The sequence below is a fragment of the Hydrogenophaga sp. L76 genome (genome assembly GCF_057654755.1).
The window spans coordinates 2,995,387-3,009,786 of the sequence record NZ_CM172807.1 but is presented as its reverse complement, the minus strand read 5'-3'; the positions used below and the strand labels follow the sequence as shown (position 1 = coordinate 3,009,786).

Below are 14,400 nucleotides of genomic sequence, written 5' to 3'. Positions count from 1 at the left end.
TCTTTCTAAAGTCAAAGTTAAAAATCTGCTCACTGCGCTCCGGATCACTGCACGATCAGCCTGAAGCTGCTGTAGTGATCCTCGGTGTAATAACAATCATCAGGCGCCCGGGGCCTCTGTCCTCCACACACGATCCGTCGTGCACCCCGGTGGTTCAAACCCGGTGTGGGCACGGTGTATTCCCGGTAGTAACCTCGCTTCTGACCCGGCAGCAACCGCTCTCTGTTGCCAAAAACGGTGCCATCTTTCTCGTACCGGAAAGGACCACCCTGCCGTATCTGCGACATCACCTCCCGGCCCTGCACGGGCAAGCCCGAGTAAGCCACGGAGGCGACGGCCGAACCCGGAAGGGTGCTGCTGTCGGGCGATCGGGCTTGCACCAAAAAGGTGCCGATTGCCACCAACAGGACGGCTGCTGCCGCCCATGCACCTGACCACCGGATCCGTTTCAGATCCATGAAATCCCTGCTCCTGATGCGATCAACCCGCCTCCGGCACCCCGACAAGATGTGTCTTGCGGCGGTGTTGACGGGGCGGGTTAACCCTGTGATTCAAGGTCGGTAGTGTGCCCGAAGCGTTACAGAATTGCAAGCGATTGCTGAATAAACAGGCAACTTGCAGTGGCAAAAATGTTTGGAAAAGTTAGCGCTTGCTTTTTCCCAAGGGATTACCGGGAAACGTTGGCCTCGGCCACGGTGAGGGCTGTCATGTTCACGATGCGGCGCACGGTGGCGCTGGCTGTGAGAATGTGCACGGGTTTGGCCACGCCAAGCAACATGGGGCCGATGGCAATGTTGCCGCCGGCCGCCGTCTTGAGCAGGTTGTAGGCGATGTTGGCGGCGTCGATGTTGGGGCAGATCAGCAGGTTGGCGTCGCCTTTGAGGGCCGAGCGCGGCATGATCGAAAGCCGTGCATCCGCGTCCAGTGCCACATCGCCGTGCATCTCGCCGTCCACCTCGAGCCACGGTGCATGGGTTTGCAGCAATGCCAGCGTGTCGCGCATCTTGATCGCGCTGGGCTGATTGGACGAGCCGAAGTTGGAGTGCGACAGCAGCGCGGCCTTGGGCGTGATGCCGAAGCGCATCATCTTGCGTGCGGCCATCTTGGTGATTTCGGCCAGCTGTTCGGCGGTGGGGTCGTAGTTGATATGGGTGTCCACCAGGAACACCTGGCGACCCGGCAGCATGAGCGCGTTCATGGCCGCGTAGCAGTTCGCGCCCTCGCGTTTGCCGATCACCTGGTCGATGTAGTCCAGGTGCAATTGGGTGTTGCCCCAGGTGCCGCAGATCACGCCGTCCACGTCGCCCTTGCGCAGCAGCATGGAACTGATGAGGGTGAGGCGGCGGCGCATCTCGATCTTGGCCAGCTGCTCGGTCACGCCGCGGCGCTCCATGAGCTGGTGGTAGGTCTGCCAGAGATCGCGGTAGCGGTGGTCCTGTTCGACGTTGACCACGTCGTAATCCAGTTCCTGCTTCAGGCGCAGGCCGAACTTCTCGATGCGCTCGGCGATGATGGCGGGGCGGCCGATCAGCGTCGGGCGGGCCAGGCCATCATCCACCACGATCTGGCACGCGCGCAGCACGCGCTCTTCCTCGCCCTCGGCGTAGGCCACGCGCTTCTTGAGCGCCGTCTTGGCCGCCGCGTAGATCGGCTTCATGATCGTGCCCGAGGCGAACACGAAGCTCTGCAGGCGCTGCTTGTAGGCCTCCATGTCGGTGATCGGGCGCAGCGCCACGCCGCTGTCGGCGGCGGCCTGGGCCACGGCCGGCGCGATTTTCATCATCAGCCGCGGATCGAACGGTTTCGGGATCAGGTATTCGGGACCAAAGGCCAGCTTCTCGCCCGCATAGGCCGCCGCAACGACGTCACTCTGCTCGGCCTGGGCCAGTTCGGCGATCGCGTGCACCGCGGCGATCTCCATCTCGTCGGTGATGGTGGAGGCGCCAGCGTCGAGCGCACCGCGGAAGATGTAGGGAAAGCACAGGACGTTGTTGACCTGGTTCGGGTAGTCGGAGCGGCCAGTGGCCATGATGGCGTCGTCGCGCACCGTTTTCACGTCCTCGGGCGTGATCTCGGGGTTCGGGTTCGCCAGTGCAAAGACCAGCGGATTCACCGCCATCTGGGCCACCATGTCCTTCTTCAGCACGCCGCCGGCCGACAGGCCGAGGAACACGTCGGCACCGACGATGGCTTCCGACAGGGTGCGCTGGGTGGTCTTCTGCGCGAACTGGACCTTGTCCTCGTCCATCAACTCGGTGCGGCCCTCGTACACCACGCCGGCCAGGTCGGTCACCCAGATGTTTTCACGCGGGATGCCGAGCTTCACCAGCAGGCCCAGACAGGCGAGCGCCGCAGCGCCAGCGCCCGAGGTCACGAGCTTGATCTTTTTCGGGTCTTTGCCAGCGACCTTCAGGCCGTTGAAGATGGCGGCACCGACCACGATGGCCGTGCCGTGCTGGTCGTCGTGGAAGACCGGAATCTTCATGCGCTCGCGCAGCTTGCGCTCGATGTAGAAACAGTCCGGCGCCTTGATGTCTTCGAGGTTGATGCCGCCGAAGGTGGGCTCGAGCGAGGCGATGATTTCGACCAGCTTGTCCGGATCTCTTTCGTTGATCTCGATGTCGAACACGTCGATGCCCGAGAACTTCTTGAACAGAACACCCTTGCCTTCCATCACCGGCTTGGCGGCGAGCGGACCGATGTCGCCCAGGCCCAGCACGGCTGTGCCATTGGTGATGACGGCCACCAGGTTGCCGCGGCTGGTGTATTTGAAGGCGTTGTTCGGGTCGGCGACGATTTCTTCGCAGGGGGCCGCCACGCCGGGCGAATACGCCAGCGCCAGATCGCGCTGGTTGGTCAGCTGCTTGGTGGCGGCAATGGCCACCTTGCCGGGCGTCGGGAACTCGTGGTACTCGAGCGCGGCGCGTTTGAGTTCGGCGCGTTTGTCTTCCTGGCTGTTGTTCGGGGTCATGGCCTTGTCTCCTGGCGGGTTTCCATCTTGCAATGTGAAAGTCAATTGCGCATTCTAAATGCGCAGCCCAAAAAAGCCCAGTGCGCAAAAGTGCGTAGTGGGAGAGTTTGAAATGACATTTTCGGATGGAATGACCCCGCGCGGGGCCGATCCGGGCGGCTGAACGGGCCAGCGGTGGCGGGACGGACGCGTGGTGACGTGCGGGGTTGCGGGCCGTGAGGCCGCCAGGGCGCCGACTTCAGACCGGCGACAGTTGCAGCGTCCCGCGGGACAGGTGCTGCCTCAGTTCGTCAATCTTGAGGTGCGCGGTGGGTTGACCTGAGCGGCATTCGGACCACACCGCACGCGCGCAGCTCTCGCACTTGCCGCACTGCGTGGCCACCCCGAGCTCCAGCTGGATGTCGTCAAAGTCCATGCCCGAACGTGCAGCACGGGCAATGGTCTGGTCACTGACGCGGTGGCAAACACAAACGATCATGGCAGGCGGTTCCGGGAGAGGATAGGCCTACAAATGATAATTGATCGTATTCAATTTGTGGAGTAACCAGCGATTGTGGAGGGGTATCCCGGCCCGCACCGGGGTACCGCATGCCCTCGTGAGGTGCAGAGGGGTGTGGCCTGCTCAGGCGGGCTCGCCCATCTGGCTTTGCAGGTAGTTGGGAAGACCGACCTTGTCGACCAGCTCCAGCTGGGTTTCCAGGAAGTCGATGTGCTCTTCGGTGTCGTCCAGGATCTTCTGTAGCAGATCGCGCGACACGTAGTCGCGCACCGACTCGCAGTAGGCGATGCCATCCTTGATGGTGGCCTGGGCGCCGCGCTCAAGTGCCAGATCGCTGGCCAGCATCTCGGGCACGTTTTCCGCAATGTTCAGCTTGCCGAGGTCCTGCAGGTTGGGCAGGCCGTCGAGCACAAAGATGCGGTCCATGAGCCAGTCGGCGTGTTTCATCTCGCCGATGGACTCCGAATATTCCTTCTTGGCCAGCTTGTCAAAGCCCCAGTGCTTGAGCATGCGGTAGTGCACGAAGTACTGGTTGATGGCGGTGAGTTCGTTCTTCAGCTGCGCCTGCAGGTGGCCAATGGCCTTCTTGTCGCCTTTCATGAGCGGGTTCCTTTCTTGATGGGTTTTGAGGCTGTGGCTCGGATCATTGTCGTCATTCACAGGCACCCGCGGTGGAGGTCATCAGGGGCGCTTTACAAATACGAATCATTCTCATATGATTTGATTTTATGCCAACCGATCGTGGATTGCCGACACGATCTTCATCTGCCGGAGACCCTCATGCGCCACCCCCACTGTGAAGCCAGCGACCCGGACGATGACTGCGTCCGCCTGCCCTCCGTCGAGGCCTTGACAGCCGGTACGCTGGCGCTCATGACCTGTTACGCCCAGGCCCCGGCGGACGGCCCGAACCGCAGCCTGATGGCGCGAAAACTGGTCTCCAACCTGTTCTTCCTGTCCGGGCATCCCCACGTCTCGCCGCCCATGCGCGCCATGGCGGCGAACCTGCGCAAACGCTGGCAGCTTTCGCTGGAAGATGCGCTGGTGCAGGAAGTTCCTCCAGAACCCACACCGCTGTGGCACCGCGTGGCTGGGGGTGTGCATTGAGATGACCGGTGGAACGCCTGTCGCGCACCCTCGCCGGCCACACCGGCGTGTCCGGTTTCACCTGCCGCCAGCACCTTCCTGGCGCACGTGGCGCACGGGCCACTGCAGTTGCAGCTGTGGGCCTGTGGCGCCAAGCCCGGGCGCCGGGAAAAGCCCGACCCGCGCGAGCCCGTTTGGGCGCCGGCCCAGCACCGCGTGGTGGTGCTGCACCCGTCACCAGGCAGAGCCATTGCCTGTCCACGCCCAGGGAGATCCACATGATCCCAAGCCACAGCCCCGCACGGCAGCCGGAGAACCGCGATGAAGGGCCCTTGACGCCGGGACTGGCGCACGAACACGGGGTCCTGATGCGCCAGATGGGGGGGCTGCAGAGCCGTTGCACCGAGCTGCTGCGGTCCTCGGCCGTCCATGTGGCTGCGCTGGAAGGCGACAACCTGCGGCTGCGCGCCGAACTGGTGCTGCTGCGCACCAGCGTGTTCTGGGGTTTGGGTGCAGCCACCGTGCTGCGCCGTGATCGACCGCTGGCGATGAAGCCGCGGCCTCCGGTGGCGTCCGGCACCCGCGAAGCCCAGGTCGTGATCTGCCAGACCGCTTGTGTGGGCCATGCCCATCCCTGGCTGGAAGAGGATGGTCAATGCCGGCTCAACGGTCAGGCCTGCGACCGGGTCAGCGACGATCCCGAAGCCCACCGTTCCTGAGCCGCCGGCGCATCGACCCGCCCCACCCGCACCCAGTGGTTGTCGAACTGCAGGGCCTGCGCGTTCACCCCCGGGACCAAAGGCCGCAGGGGCGCTGCGCCATCGGTGCCCCGTGCAGCAACCCGGCCGGGCCCCGGCTGCTGGCCAGCCATCAGGCGCACGAGGAAGTGGAAGCGGGCCACACCGACCATGCAGACGCTTGCCTGGCGGCGCAGCCCTTGGCGGTCAGCCCGCCGGCTGGAGTTGCACCTGCGGCAGCAGGCGCTGCACATCTTCTCGGCTGCACAGACCGGTGCCGATCGAGAGCAGCGTGGCGGAGCCGGCGGCGACCCCGAGCGCAAAGGCGTCCTGCAGGCGGCGATGCTGCTGCAGCGCAAGCACCATGCCGCCCACGAAGCTGTCGCCCGCCCCCACCGCGCTGGCCACGGGGATGTCCAGCGGTGGGGCGCGCCAGCTCGCATCGCGCGTGACGAGCAGGGCACCCAGATGGCCCAGCGTCAGCGCCACGACTTCGGTCATGCCGCGTTGAATCAGCTGCCGGGCAGCACCCAGCCAATGTTCGGGGGTCTCCAGCGTCTCGCCACTGAGCTCGGCGAGTTCGCGCAGGTTGGGCTTGAAGAGGTACACGCCCTCGGCCAGCGCCGCGGCCAGTGCCGGCCCCGAGGTATCGAGCACCATGCGTGCGCCGCGTTCGCGGCACAGTCGTGCCAGCCGGGCGTAGAAGTCCACCGGCACACCCGGCGGCAGGCTGCCGCTGGCGACCAGCAGGTCGGGGAATTCGGGCAGCTGTTCCAGCTGGCTCAGACAGGCCTGCCATTCGGGTTCGGTCAGGTGCGGACCCGGCATGACGAAGCGGAATTCGGCGCCGGTGCTGTGTTCGTGCACCGTGAAACTCACGCGGGTTTCGTCGGCGATCGGCAGGAAGACACTGTGCAGCCCCTCGTCGCGCATGCGCTTCTCCAGCCAGTGGCCGGCCGAGCCGCCGGTGGGGCACAGGGCGGTGCATGTGCCCCCCAGGCGCGTGATCACGCGCGCCACGTTGATGCCGCCGCCGCCCGCGTCGTGCAGCGTGTCGCCGCAACGCAGCTTGTGCGTGGGCACCACGCGCTCGGTTTCGGTCGCCAGGTCGACCGAGGGGTTCATCGTCAGGCAGAGGACGCGCAGATGGGCTTGTTGTGTGTTCATGCTGGGGTTCTACCCGAAAACCATGACGCCCGATCGGCGGATCAACGCAGGTGTTTCAGGCGTTTGGCGGCGAATGCCTCGCTGACCCGCAGGCCACGGGTGCCCGGCACCAGCAGGAAGGCCTCACCCGCTTCGATGGTGCCGGTCCGCACCACGGCAAGGTAAAAGCCGGAACACAGCCGCTCCATCATGAGCCGACCCGCCTGGTTCAGCCCCATGACGGCGTTGAACTTGAAGCAGGGCTCGCGCGGCGCGGTCACGCGCAGCACGCAGCCGGGAAAGTGCAGTTCGTCGCCGATCCAGACCTCGTGCTCCAGCAGGCCTTCGATGCTGAGGTTCTCGCCCATGAAGCCGGGCGGCAGCGCTTCGTCGAAGAGGCTCACGCCAGCTTCGCGGCGCTGCGCCTGCCAGAACGGGAGGTGTTCCACCGGATAGGCGTAGACCGCCTTGTCCAGCCCGCCGTGCACCGTGGGGTCGGCCTGCTCGTCGCTCTGCAGACCGAGCCGCCCGACCGACACCGGGCCAGCGACGGTTGACTTGCCGATGGCCGAAAGCACGCTGCGAGTGCCGATCCGCAAAGCGCGGGCGCTGCCGGTGTTGACGCTCAGGACGCGCACGGTGGGAGAAGCCTCCGGAACGATCACGCGCGCATCAGCGCTTCGATCTCCTCGGGCTGCACCGGCACGCCGCGCGAGATGAGTTCGCAGCCGGACTCGGTGACGAAGGCGTCGTCTTCGATGCGGATGCCGATGTTCCAGAACTCGCGTGGCACGCCGTCGCTGGGCCGCACGTACAGGCCGGGCTCGATGGTCAGCGCCATGCCGGGGCGCAGGATGCGGCTCGGGCGGTCTTTGATGGTCTCGCCGCTCAGCGGGTCCTGGCGTTCGCTCACGGTGTCCACCTCGGACGGCTCCACGTAGCTGCCGCAGTCGTGCACGTCCATGCCCAGCCAGTGGCCGGTGCGGTGCATGTAGTGGGCGAAGTAGTGGCGGTGCTGGATCGCGTCTTCCAGCGTGCCGACCTGGTTCTTGTCGAGCAGGCCAAGGTCCAGCATGCCTTGCGTGAGCACCTGCACCGCCGCTTCGTGGGGCGCCACGAAACGCGCGCCGGGCCGGGTGGCTTCGATCGCGGCCACCTGGCTCGCCAGCACCAGCTCGTACAGCGCGCGCTGCGGGCCGGTGAAGCGGCCGTTGGCCGGGAAAGTGCGCGTGATGTCCGAGGCATAACCGTGGAGCTCGCAGCCGGCGTCGATCAGCACCAGCTCGCCGTCGCGGATCGGCGCGTTGTCGGCCCGGTAATGCAGCACGCAGGCGTTGGCCCCGGCGGCCACGATGCTGCCGTAGGCCGGGTACTGCGAGCCATGCTGGCGGAATTCGTGCAGCAGTTCGGCGTCGAGGTGGTATTCGCGCACGTCCTGTCCGGCGCGCAGCATGGCGGCGCTGCGCTGCATGGCGCGGATGTGGGCGCCGGCGCTGATCTGCGCGGCGCGGCGCATGGTGTCGCGCTCGAACGGGTCCTTGAAGAGCCGCATCTCGTCGAGCACGCCGCACAGGTCGCGCTGCGACTCGGGGCACAGCGCGCCAAAACGCACCCGCGCGCGCACCGACTGCAGCCAGCCGTCGATCCGGCCTTCGAGGCCCTTGTGCGTGGCGAAGGGGAACCACACCGTGTGGCGGTTCTCCAGCAGCCGGGGCAGGCGCTGGTCGAGCTCGGCCACGGAAAAGGCCGCGCTCACGCCCAGGTGCTCGGGCGCAGCCTCGGGGCCCAAGCGGATGCCGTCCCAGATTTCGCGCTCCAGGTCCTTGGGCTGGCAGAACAGCGTGGTTTCGCCCTCGGCGGTGATCACCAGCCAGGCGTTGGGTTCGGAGAACCCGGTCAGGTAATAGAAGTAGCTGTCGTGGCGGAACAGGAAGTCGCTGTCGCGGTTGCGCTGGCGCTCCAGCGCGGTCGGCACGATGGCGATGCCGCCGGGGCCCAGCTGGGCGGCCACGCGGGCGCGGCGTTCGGCGTAGAGGGCGTGAGAGGTGTGTGCGTCCATGGACGCATTCTCCGTGTTTTGCAACGACCCCGCAGTGCCACTGCCCGGCGCGCAGTTCAACCAAGGATGCGGTGGAACCGGCTTCGCCGGGCCACTCGCATCGCCGCCCCCCTTGGGGGGCTGAGGACCGCGGCTCCGAGCCTGCCTGCGCAGGCTTGGACGGGACGAAGAGGCATCGGCTCCGACGATGACGCGGCCTGCAAGGCACGCCGCAGGCGGCGCGGGGGGAGCCGATTGCTTCAGCCCAGTTCTTTCAAACGTTCGGGCGTGCCCACATCGGTCCAGGGGCCGGTGTAGAGCTCGGCGCTGACCAGCCCCGCGTCCATGGCTTTGCGCAGCAGCGGTGCCAGCGCAGCTGCCGTGCCCTGCGGGTTGCCGGGGATGGTGTCGCACCAAGGGGCTTCGAACAGGGCGCGGCGGTACAGGCCGATGGTGCTGTAGGTGTGTTTCAGGTCGGCCTGGTTGAGCGCCAGGCCCCCGGCGCTCAGGCCGAAGTCGCCACCGGGGTTGTGCGCCGGGTTCGGCACCAGCCAGAGGTGCGCCAGCAGGCCGCTGGCGGCGAAGCGGTCCACCCGGGCCTGCGTGAAGGAAAAGCCGGGCACGTACACGTCGCCCGCCAGCACCCAGAACACCTCGCCCAGCAGGGGCAGCGCCCGCGAGATGCCACCCGCGGTTTCGAGCGCATAGCCGAAGTCCTGGCCCTCGTGCGAAAACACGATCTGCGCGCCCGGGTGCTGTTGTGGCCAGTCGGCGAACCGCTGCTCGATCTGCTCACCCAGCCAGGCGGTGTTGACCACCAAGCGGGAGAAACCGCCCTGGTACAAGGCTTCCATCGGCCACTGCATCAGCGGCTGGCCTTGCACCAGCAGCAAAGGTTTGGGCGTCGCGTCGGTCAGCGGGCGCATGCGCATGCCGCGTCCGGCGGCCAGGATCATGGCGGGAACAGGGGCCTTCGCGGTGGTGTGGGTCGGGGTCACGTCCTCATTATTCACGAGCGGCCGGGGCGGCCCGATAAAATCCCGGGTTTGGCGCTCTTGCGCCGCCATCCCCCACCCTCCGGTTCCCCCCATGCTCGAAGCCGCCAACACCCCCACCAGCCCCGCCCCCGCCGCCATCCCCGGCGTGTCGCCCCAGACCCAGGCCAACGCGATCCGTGCGCTCGCCATGGACGCGGTGCAGGCCGCCAACTCCGGCCACCCCGGCGCGCCCATGGGCATGGCCGACATGGCCGTCGCCCTGTGGGGGCGCCACCTGCGCCACAACCCCACCAACCCCGCCTGGGCCAACCGCGACCGCTTCGTGCTGTCCAACGGCCACGGCTCCATGCTGATCTACGCGCTGCTGCACCTGACCGGCTACAAGCTGCCCATCGGCGAACTGAAGAACTTCCGCCAGCTCGGCAGCAAGACCGCGGGCCACCCCGAAGTCGGCCACACGCCCGGCGTGGAAACCACCACCGGCCCGCTGGGCCAGGGCCTCACCAACGCCGTCGGCATGGCGCTGGCCGAGAAGCTGCTGGCCGCCGAGTTCAACCGCGACGGCCACGCCATCGTGGACCACAACACCTATGTCTTCCTGGGCGACGGTTGCCTGATGGAAGGCATCAGCCACGAAGCCATCGCGCTGGCCGGCGCCTGGAAGCTCAACAAGCTGGTCGCCCTGTACGACGACAACGGCATTTCCATCGACGGCCAGGTCGCGCCCTGGTTCATCGACGACACGCCCAAGCGTTTTGAAGCCTGCGGCTGGAACGTGATCCGCGCGGTCGACGGCCACGATGCCGACGCCGTGGACAAAGCCATCGCCGCCGCCAGGAACAGCGCCGACAAGCCCACGCTGATCTGCTGCAAGACCAGCATCGGCAAGGGCAGCCCGAACCGCGCCAACACCGCCAAGGCCCACGGCGAGCCGCTGGGTGCCGAAGAGATCAAGCTCACCCGCGAAGCCCTGGGCTGGCCCCACGCGCCGTTCGCGGTCCCGAAAGACGTGTATGCCGCCTGGGACGCCAAGGCCGCCGGCAAGACCGCCGAGGCCGCCTGGAACGCGCAGTTCGCCGCCTACAAGGCGGCCTTCCCCGAGCTGGCCAAGGAATTCACCCGCCGCATGAAGGGCGAGCTGCCCAAGCAGTTCCACCAGGTCGCCGTGGACGCCGTGCTCGCGGCCCACACCCAGGCCGAGACCGTGGCCAGCCGCAAGGCCAGCCAGATCGCGCTGGAAGCCTTCACGGCCGCCCTGCCTGAGATGCTGGGTGGCAGCGCCGACCTGACCGGCTCCAACCTCACCAACACCAAGTCCACCCCCAACCTGCGCTTCGATCTGGCCGGCAACGTGGTCAAGAACGAGGCCGGCCAGGGTGGCCGCCACATCAACTACGGCGTGCGCGAATTCGGCATGGCCGCGGTCATGAACGGCGTCGCGCTGCACGGTGGCTTCATCCCTTACGGCGGCACCTTCCTCACCTTCTCCGACTACAGCCGCAACGCCATCCGCATGGCCGCGCTGATGAAGCAGCGCGTGATCCATGTGTTCACGCACGACTCCATCGGCCTCGGTGAAGACGGCCCGACCCACCAGTCGGTCGAACACGCCGCCAGCCTGCGCCTGATCCCCAACCTGGACGTCTGGCGTCCGGGTGACACGGCCGAAACCGCCGTGGCCTGGGCCGTTGCGTTGCAGAACGCCCACAAGCCGACCGCGCTGCTGCTGAGCCGACAGAACCTGCCCTACGCGCCCAAGCACGACCTCGGCGACATCAGCCGCGGTGCCTACGTGCTGGCCGAGCCCAGCGAAGTGGGCCTGAAGAAAAAGGCCCAGGCGGTGATCATCGCCACCGGCTCCGAAGTGCAGCTCGCGCTCAAGGCGCAGGACCTGCTGGCCCGCGCCTACAACATCGCGGTGCGTGTGGTCTCCATGCCCAGCACCACGACCTTTGACCGCCAGGATCCGGCCTACAAGGCGGACGTGCTGCCCAAAGGCCTGCCGCGCATCGCGGTGGAAATGGGCTCCACCGACGGCTGGTGGAAATACGGCGTGGCCGCGGTGATCGGCCTCGACACCTATGGCGAGTCGGCCCCGGCGCCAGTGCTGTTCGAGCACTTCGGCTTCACCGCCCAGAACGTGGCCGACACGGTGCGCACCGTTCTCGCCAAATAAGCAGTTTCGTTTTTGCTTTTCATCCATCCAACAGGAGTACAGGACATGACCATCAAGATCGGTATCAACGGCTTCGGCCGCATCGGTCGCAACGTGTTGCGCAGCGCGATCCAGAACTTTGCCGACATCGAAGTCGTTGCCATCAACGACCTGCTCGAACCCGACTACCTGGCCTACATGCTGCAGTACGACAGCGTGCACGGCCGCTTCAAGGGCACCGTCAAGGTCGAAGGCGGCAACATCGTCGTCAACGGCAAGACCATCCGCCTGACGCAAGAGCGCGACCCGGCCAACCTGAAGTGGGCCGATGTCGGTGCCGACATCGTGATCGAATCCACCGGCCTGTTCCTCGACAAGGTCACGGCCCAGAAGCACCTGGACGCCGGCGCCAAGAAAGTCATCCTGTCCGCGCCTTCCAAGGACGACACCCCCATGTTCGTCTACGGCGTGAACCACACCACCTACGCCGGCCAGGCCATCATCTCCAACGCCTCGTGCACCACCAACTGCCTGGCCCCCGTGGCCAAGGTGCTGAACGACAAGTGGGGCATCAAGCGCGGCCTGATGACGACGGTGCACGCTGCAACCGCGACGCAGAAGACCGTGGACGGCCCGTCCAACAAAGACTGGCGCGGTGGCCGCGGCATCCTGGAAAACATCATCCCGTCGAGCACGGGCGCTGCCAAGGCTGTGGGCGTGGTGATTCCCGAGCTGAACAAGAAGCTGACCGGCATGAGCTTCCGCGTGCCCACCTCCGACGTGTCGGTGGTCGACCTGACCGTGGAACTGAGCAAGGAAGCCAGCTACGCCGAGATCTGCGCCGAGATGAAGGCGCAGAGCGAAGGCGCGCTCAAGGGCGTGCTGGGCTACACGACCGACAAGGTCGTGGCGACCGACTTCCGTGGCGAGACCTGCACCAGCGTGTTCGACGCCGACGCCGGCATCGCGCTGGACAGCACCTTCGTCAAGGTCGTGGCCTGGTACGACAACGAGTGGGGCTATTCCAACAAGTGCCTGGAGATGGCGCGCGTCGTCGCTGGTGGATAAGGCATCCCCCCTGCGTCGCTTCGCGCCTTCCCCCGGAGGGGGATGCACCCTGTGGCCCGGCTGAGCCGGTTCCACGGGTGCTCTGGGGGAAAAAAGCCGCTGTTTTGACAGCGGCTTTTTTCATTCGCAGGGCTGGAGTCTTTTGCCCGCGAGAGCTGCGCCGAGGCCACTAACGGCGTTGCGCTGCGCTTCGGTGACGGCGGGCAGGCGCAAGGCAAAGCTGGTGCCTTCGGGCCGCTCCAGCGCCACGCGCGCGGTGCGCACGCCCTTTTTGCTCAGGTCCTTCAGGGCCTGTTCGGCCGAGGCTTCGCTGGAAAACGTGCCCAGCGCCAGCCCCCGGCCCAGCGTCGGCACCGACACCTCGCGGAATTCGATCTTGATGTCGCGCAGCTCGGTCTTCTTGCGGGCCATCTGCTCGTCGTTGTAGCGTCCCATGTAGACCACCCAGCGCCCGCCACTGCGCACCTCGTTCAGCTGCCAACTGCCACCGGGCAAGTCCAGCTGCTGCAGCGCCGAGCGCAACACGTCGGCCTGCTCGGATGAAAAGCCCGAGGCCAGCCAGCAGGCCGAAGCGGGCGGTTCCGCCACAACCGGGGCCTCCGTGGTGTCTGCCACGGCCACGACGGTCGCTTCTGGTGGCGCGGCTGGTGTGGCTGGTGTGGCGGGCGCTGCGGCGGGGGCTGGTGCGGAGGCCGGTCGGGGGGCGTTGAGCAGGCGCAAGCCCTCGGGCCTGATCTGGGACTGCAAGCGCTCCGGTTCGGACTGCACCACCGGCTTCAGACCCAGGGCGCCCAGGTAGCCCTGGGTCCAGGCGAAATAGCCCGTGTTGGCCAGTACCAGCAGCCAGATCACCACCCTCAACATGGCCGCACACCCACTTCCGAACTGGTGACCGCCTGCATGCCCTGGGCGGTCTGAACGAGCAAGGCCCCTTGCGGGTCCACGCCACAGGCGGTTCCCAGGGTGCCGTCGGACAGTCGCACGCTGCGCCCCTGCAGTGCATCGCGCCGGGCGAATCGCTCGGCAAAGGCGGCGAAGCTTTGGGATTCAAAGGCCAGGAGGTCGCGCACCAGCGTGGGCACCACGCGTTCCAGCACCTCGCCCGCGGTCAGGCCGACCAGCACCTCGGACAAGCCGGCGGGCGCCATGGCGGGTAGCACCGCATCGGGGCTGTCCAGGGCGCTCACGGCCGCGGTTTCGGGGCGGGCGATGTTGATGCCCACGCCCACCACCACCAGGCGCTGGTGCGCCGTGGCATCACCGGCCAGCAGGCCGTTGCTGGCGGTTTCCACCAGGATGCCACCGAGCTTGCGCTGGTGCAGCCAGAGATCGTTGGGCCACTTGAGCTGCACGTCCGGGTGCAGGCTCTCGGCCAGGCTCACGCCGACGGCCAGCGACAGGCCCGACCAGTCGGCCGGCGCCAGCGGCAGCGCGAGCGAAAACGTCAGCGACTGGCCTGCCTTGCTGTGCCAGCCCTTGCCCAGGCGCCCGCGCCCGGCGGTCTGTTCCTCGGCCGCCAGCAGCACCGGCTCCATGAGCCCCGCGCGCGCGCGGCGCATGAGTTCGCTGTTGGTGGAGTCGATGCTGGGCAGCACCTCGACGGTGAAACCCGGCAGATCGGCGACGACCGCCTGCCAGACCGATTCGACATGGGCCAGCAGATCAGACATGGTCTGCAAGAGACAGGGACGGGCACGTCTCT

14 protein-coding genes are annotated in these 14,400 nt (G+C 66.7%); 4 read left to right on the top strand and 10 right to left on the bottom strand.

Annotation, left to right across the window (positions count from 1 at the left end; translation table 11 throughout):
• Window positions 1-44 precede the first annotated feature (44 nt).
• The 4 genes from AC23D4_RS14495 to bfr all read right to left on the bottom strand — a co-directional run bounded on the left by AC23D4_RS14495 (window position 45) and on the right by bfr (window position 4,070).
• Window positions 45-458, bottom strand: coding sequence for a guanyl-specific ribonuclease (locus AC23D4_RS14495; protein WP_472888600.1), 414 nt, complete (start codon window positions 456-458; stop codon window positions 45-47).
• A gap of 209 nt (window positions 459-667) precedes the next feature.
• Window positions 668-2,971: an NADP-dependent malic enzyme gene (locus AC23D4_RS14490; RefSeq protein ID WP_472888601.1), complete on the bottom strand. Its 2,304-nt coding sequence runs from the start codon at window positions 2,969-2,971 to the stop codon at window positions 668-670.
• Window positions 2,972-3,209: 238 nt separating this feature from the next.
• Window positions 3,210-3,449, bottom strand: coding sequence for a (2Fe-2S)-binding protein (locus tag AC23D4_RS14485; protein WP_472888602.1), 240 nt, complete (start codon window positions 3,447-3,449; stop codon window positions 3,210-3,212).
• Between the two features lie 144 nt (window positions 3,450-3,593).
• Window positions 3,594-4,070: a bacterioferritin gene (gene bfr / locus AC23D4_RS14480; protein WP_472888603.1), complete on the bottom strand. Its 477-nt coding sequence runs from the start codon at window positions 4,068-4,070 to the stop codon at window positions 3,594-3,596.
• A 180-nt stretch (window positions 4,071-4,250) separates the two neighbouring features.
• On the opposite strand from bfr, the gene AC23D4_RS14475 reads away from it, so the two are divergent.
• Together AC23D4_RS14475 and AC23D4_RS14470 are read left to right on the top strand one after the other, a co-directional pair.
• On the top strand, window positions 4,251-4,577 hold the full coding sequence (locus AC23D4_RS14475; RefSeq protein WP_472888604.1) for a hypothetical protein: 327 nt from the start codon (window positions 4,251-4,253) through the stop codon (window positions 4,575-4,577).
• Between the two features lie 257 nt (window positions 4,578-4,834).
• The gene (locus AC23D4_RS14470) at window positions 4,835-5,275 is read left to right on the top strand and encodes a hypothetical protein (RefSeq protein WP_472888605.1); all 441 of its coding nucleotides are present in this window, start codon (window positions 4,835-4,837) and stop codon (window positions 5,273-5,275) included.
• A 225-nt stretch (window positions 5,276-5,500) separates the two neighbouring features.
• Here AC23D4_RS14470 and AC23D4_RS14465 read toward each other — a convergent pair whose 3' ends face one another.
• The 4 genes from AC23D4_RS14465 to AC23D4_RS14450 form a co-directional block, all read right to left on the bottom strand.
• Window positions 5,501-6,460: a 1-phosphofructokinase family hexose kinase gene (locus AC23D4_RS14465; protein ID WP_472888606.1), complete on the bottom strand. Its 960-nt coding sequence runs from the start codon at window positions 6,458-6,460 to the stop codon at window positions 5,501-5,503.
• Between the two features lie 41 nt (window positions 6,461-6,501).
• Window positions 6,502-7,104 (bottom strand): MOSC domain-containing protein, encoded by a 603-nt coding sequence (locus tag AC23D4_RS14460; RefSeq protein ID WP_472888607.1) that lies wholly within the window; start codon window positions 7,102-7,104, stop codon window positions 6,502-6,504.
• The gene (locus AC23D4_RS14455; RefSeq protein ID WP_472888608.1) at window positions 7,101-8,498 is read right to left on the bottom strand and encodes an aminopeptidase P N-terminal domain-containing protein; all 1,398 of its coding nucleotides are present in this window, start codon (window positions 8,496-8,498) and stop codon (window positions 7,101-7,103) included. The genes AC23D4_RS14460 and AC23D4_RS14455 overlap by 4 nt, the downstream gene beginning before the upstream one ends.
• 239 nt (window positions 8,499-8,737) lie before the next feature.
• Window positions 8,738-9,433 (bottom strand): nucleotidyltransferase family protein, encoded by a 696-nt coding sequence (locus tag AC23D4_RS14450; protein WP_472888679.1) that lies wholly within the window; start codon window positions 9,431-9,433, stop codon window positions 8,738-8,740.
• A gap of 229 nt (window positions 9,434-9,662) precedes the next feature.
• On the opposite strand from AC23D4_RS14450, the gene tkt reads away from it, so the two are divergent.
• Both tkt and gap read left to right on the top strand, forming a co-directional pair.
• Window positions 9,663-11,651, top strand: a complete 1,989-nt coding sequence (gene tkt, locus AC23D4_RS14445; protein ID WP_487623743.1) for a transketolase — start codon at window positions 9,663-9,665, stop codon at window positions 11,649-11,651.
• Window positions 11,652-11,696: 45 nt separating this feature from the next.
• Window positions 11,697-12,698 (top strand): type I glyceraldehyde-3-phosphate dehydrogenase, encoded by a 1,002-nt coding sequence (gene gap, locus AC23D4_RS14440; RefSeq protein ID WP_472888610.1) that lies wholly within the window; start codon window positions 11,697-11,699, stop codon window positions 12,696-12,698.
• Window positions 12,699-12,818: 120 nt separating this feature from the next.
• On the opposite strand, the gene AC23D4_RS14435 is transcribed toward gap, so the two are convergent.
• On the bottom strand, window positions 12,819-13,562 hold the full coding sequence (locus tag AC23D4_RS14435) for an SPOR domain-containing protein (RefSeq protein ID WP_472888611.1): 744 nt from the start codon (window positions 13,560-13,562) through the stop codon (window positions 12,819-12,821).
• A complete protein-coding gene (locus AC23D4_RS14430) occupies window positions 13,556-14,368 on the bottom strand; it encodes a biotin--[acetyl-CoA-carboxylase] ligase (RefSeq protein ID WP_472888612.1) in 813 nt (270 codons plus the stop codon). Before AC23D4_RS14430 ends, AC23D4_RS14435 begins: the two co-directional genes overlap by 7 nt.
• Between the last annotated feature and the right edge of the window lie 32 nt (window positions 14,369-14,400).

Bases quoted from the DNA above. Each gene is read 5' to 3' on its own strand.
- AC23D4_RS14495 (WP_472888600.1), bottom strand. From the start codon at position 458: ATGGATCTGAAACGGATCCGGTGGTCAGGTGCATGGGCGGCAGCAGCC.
- AC23D4_RS14490 (WP_472888601.1), bottom strand. From the start codon at position 2,971: ATGACCCCGAACAACAGCCAGGAAGACAAACGCGCCGAACTCAAACGC.
- AC23D4_RS14485 (WP_472888602.1), bottom strand. From the start codon at position 3,449: ATGATCGTTTGTGTTTGCCACCGCGTCAGTGACCAGACCATTGCCCGT.
- bfr (WP_472888603.1), bottom strand. From the start codon at position 4,070: ATGAAAGGCGACAAGAAGGCCATTGGCCACCTGCAGGCGCAGCTGAAG.
- AC23D4_RS14475 (WP_472888604.1), top strand. From the start codon at position 4,251: ATGCGCCACCCCCACTGTGAAGCCAGCGACCCGGACGATGACTGCGTC.
- AC23D4_RS14470 (WP_472888605.1), top strand. From the start codon at position 4,835: ATGATCCCAAGCCACAGCCCCGCACGGCAGCCGGAGAACCGCGATGAA.
- AC23D4_RS14465 (WP_472888606.1), bottom strand. From the start codon at position 6,460: ATGAACACACAACAAGCCCATCTGCGCGTCCTCTGCCTGACGATGAAC.
- AC23D4_RS14455 (WP_472888608.1), bottom strand. From the start codon at position 8,498: ATGGACGCACACACCTCTCACGCCCTCTACGCCGAACGCCGCGCCCGC.
- AC23D4_RS14450 (WP_472888679.1), bottom strand. From the start codon at position 9,433: ATGATCCTGGCCGCCGGACGCGGCATGCGCATGCGCCCGCTGACCGAC.
- tkt (WP_487623743.1), top strand. From the start codon at position 9,663: ATGGACGCGGTGCAGGCCGCCAACTCCGGCCACCCCGGCGCGCCCATG.
- gap (WP_472888610.1), top strand. From the start codon at position 11,697: ATGACCATCAAGATCGGTATCAACGGCTTCGGCCGCATCGGTCGCAAC.
- AC23D4_RS14435 (WP_472888611.1), bottom strand. From the start codon at position 13,562: ATGTTGAGGGTGGTGATCTGGCTGCTGGTACTGGCCAACACGGGCTAT.
- AC23D4_RS14430 (WP_472888612.1), bottom strand. From the start codon at position 14,368: ATGTCTGATCTGCTGGCCCATGTCGAATCGGTCTGGCAGGCGGTCGTC.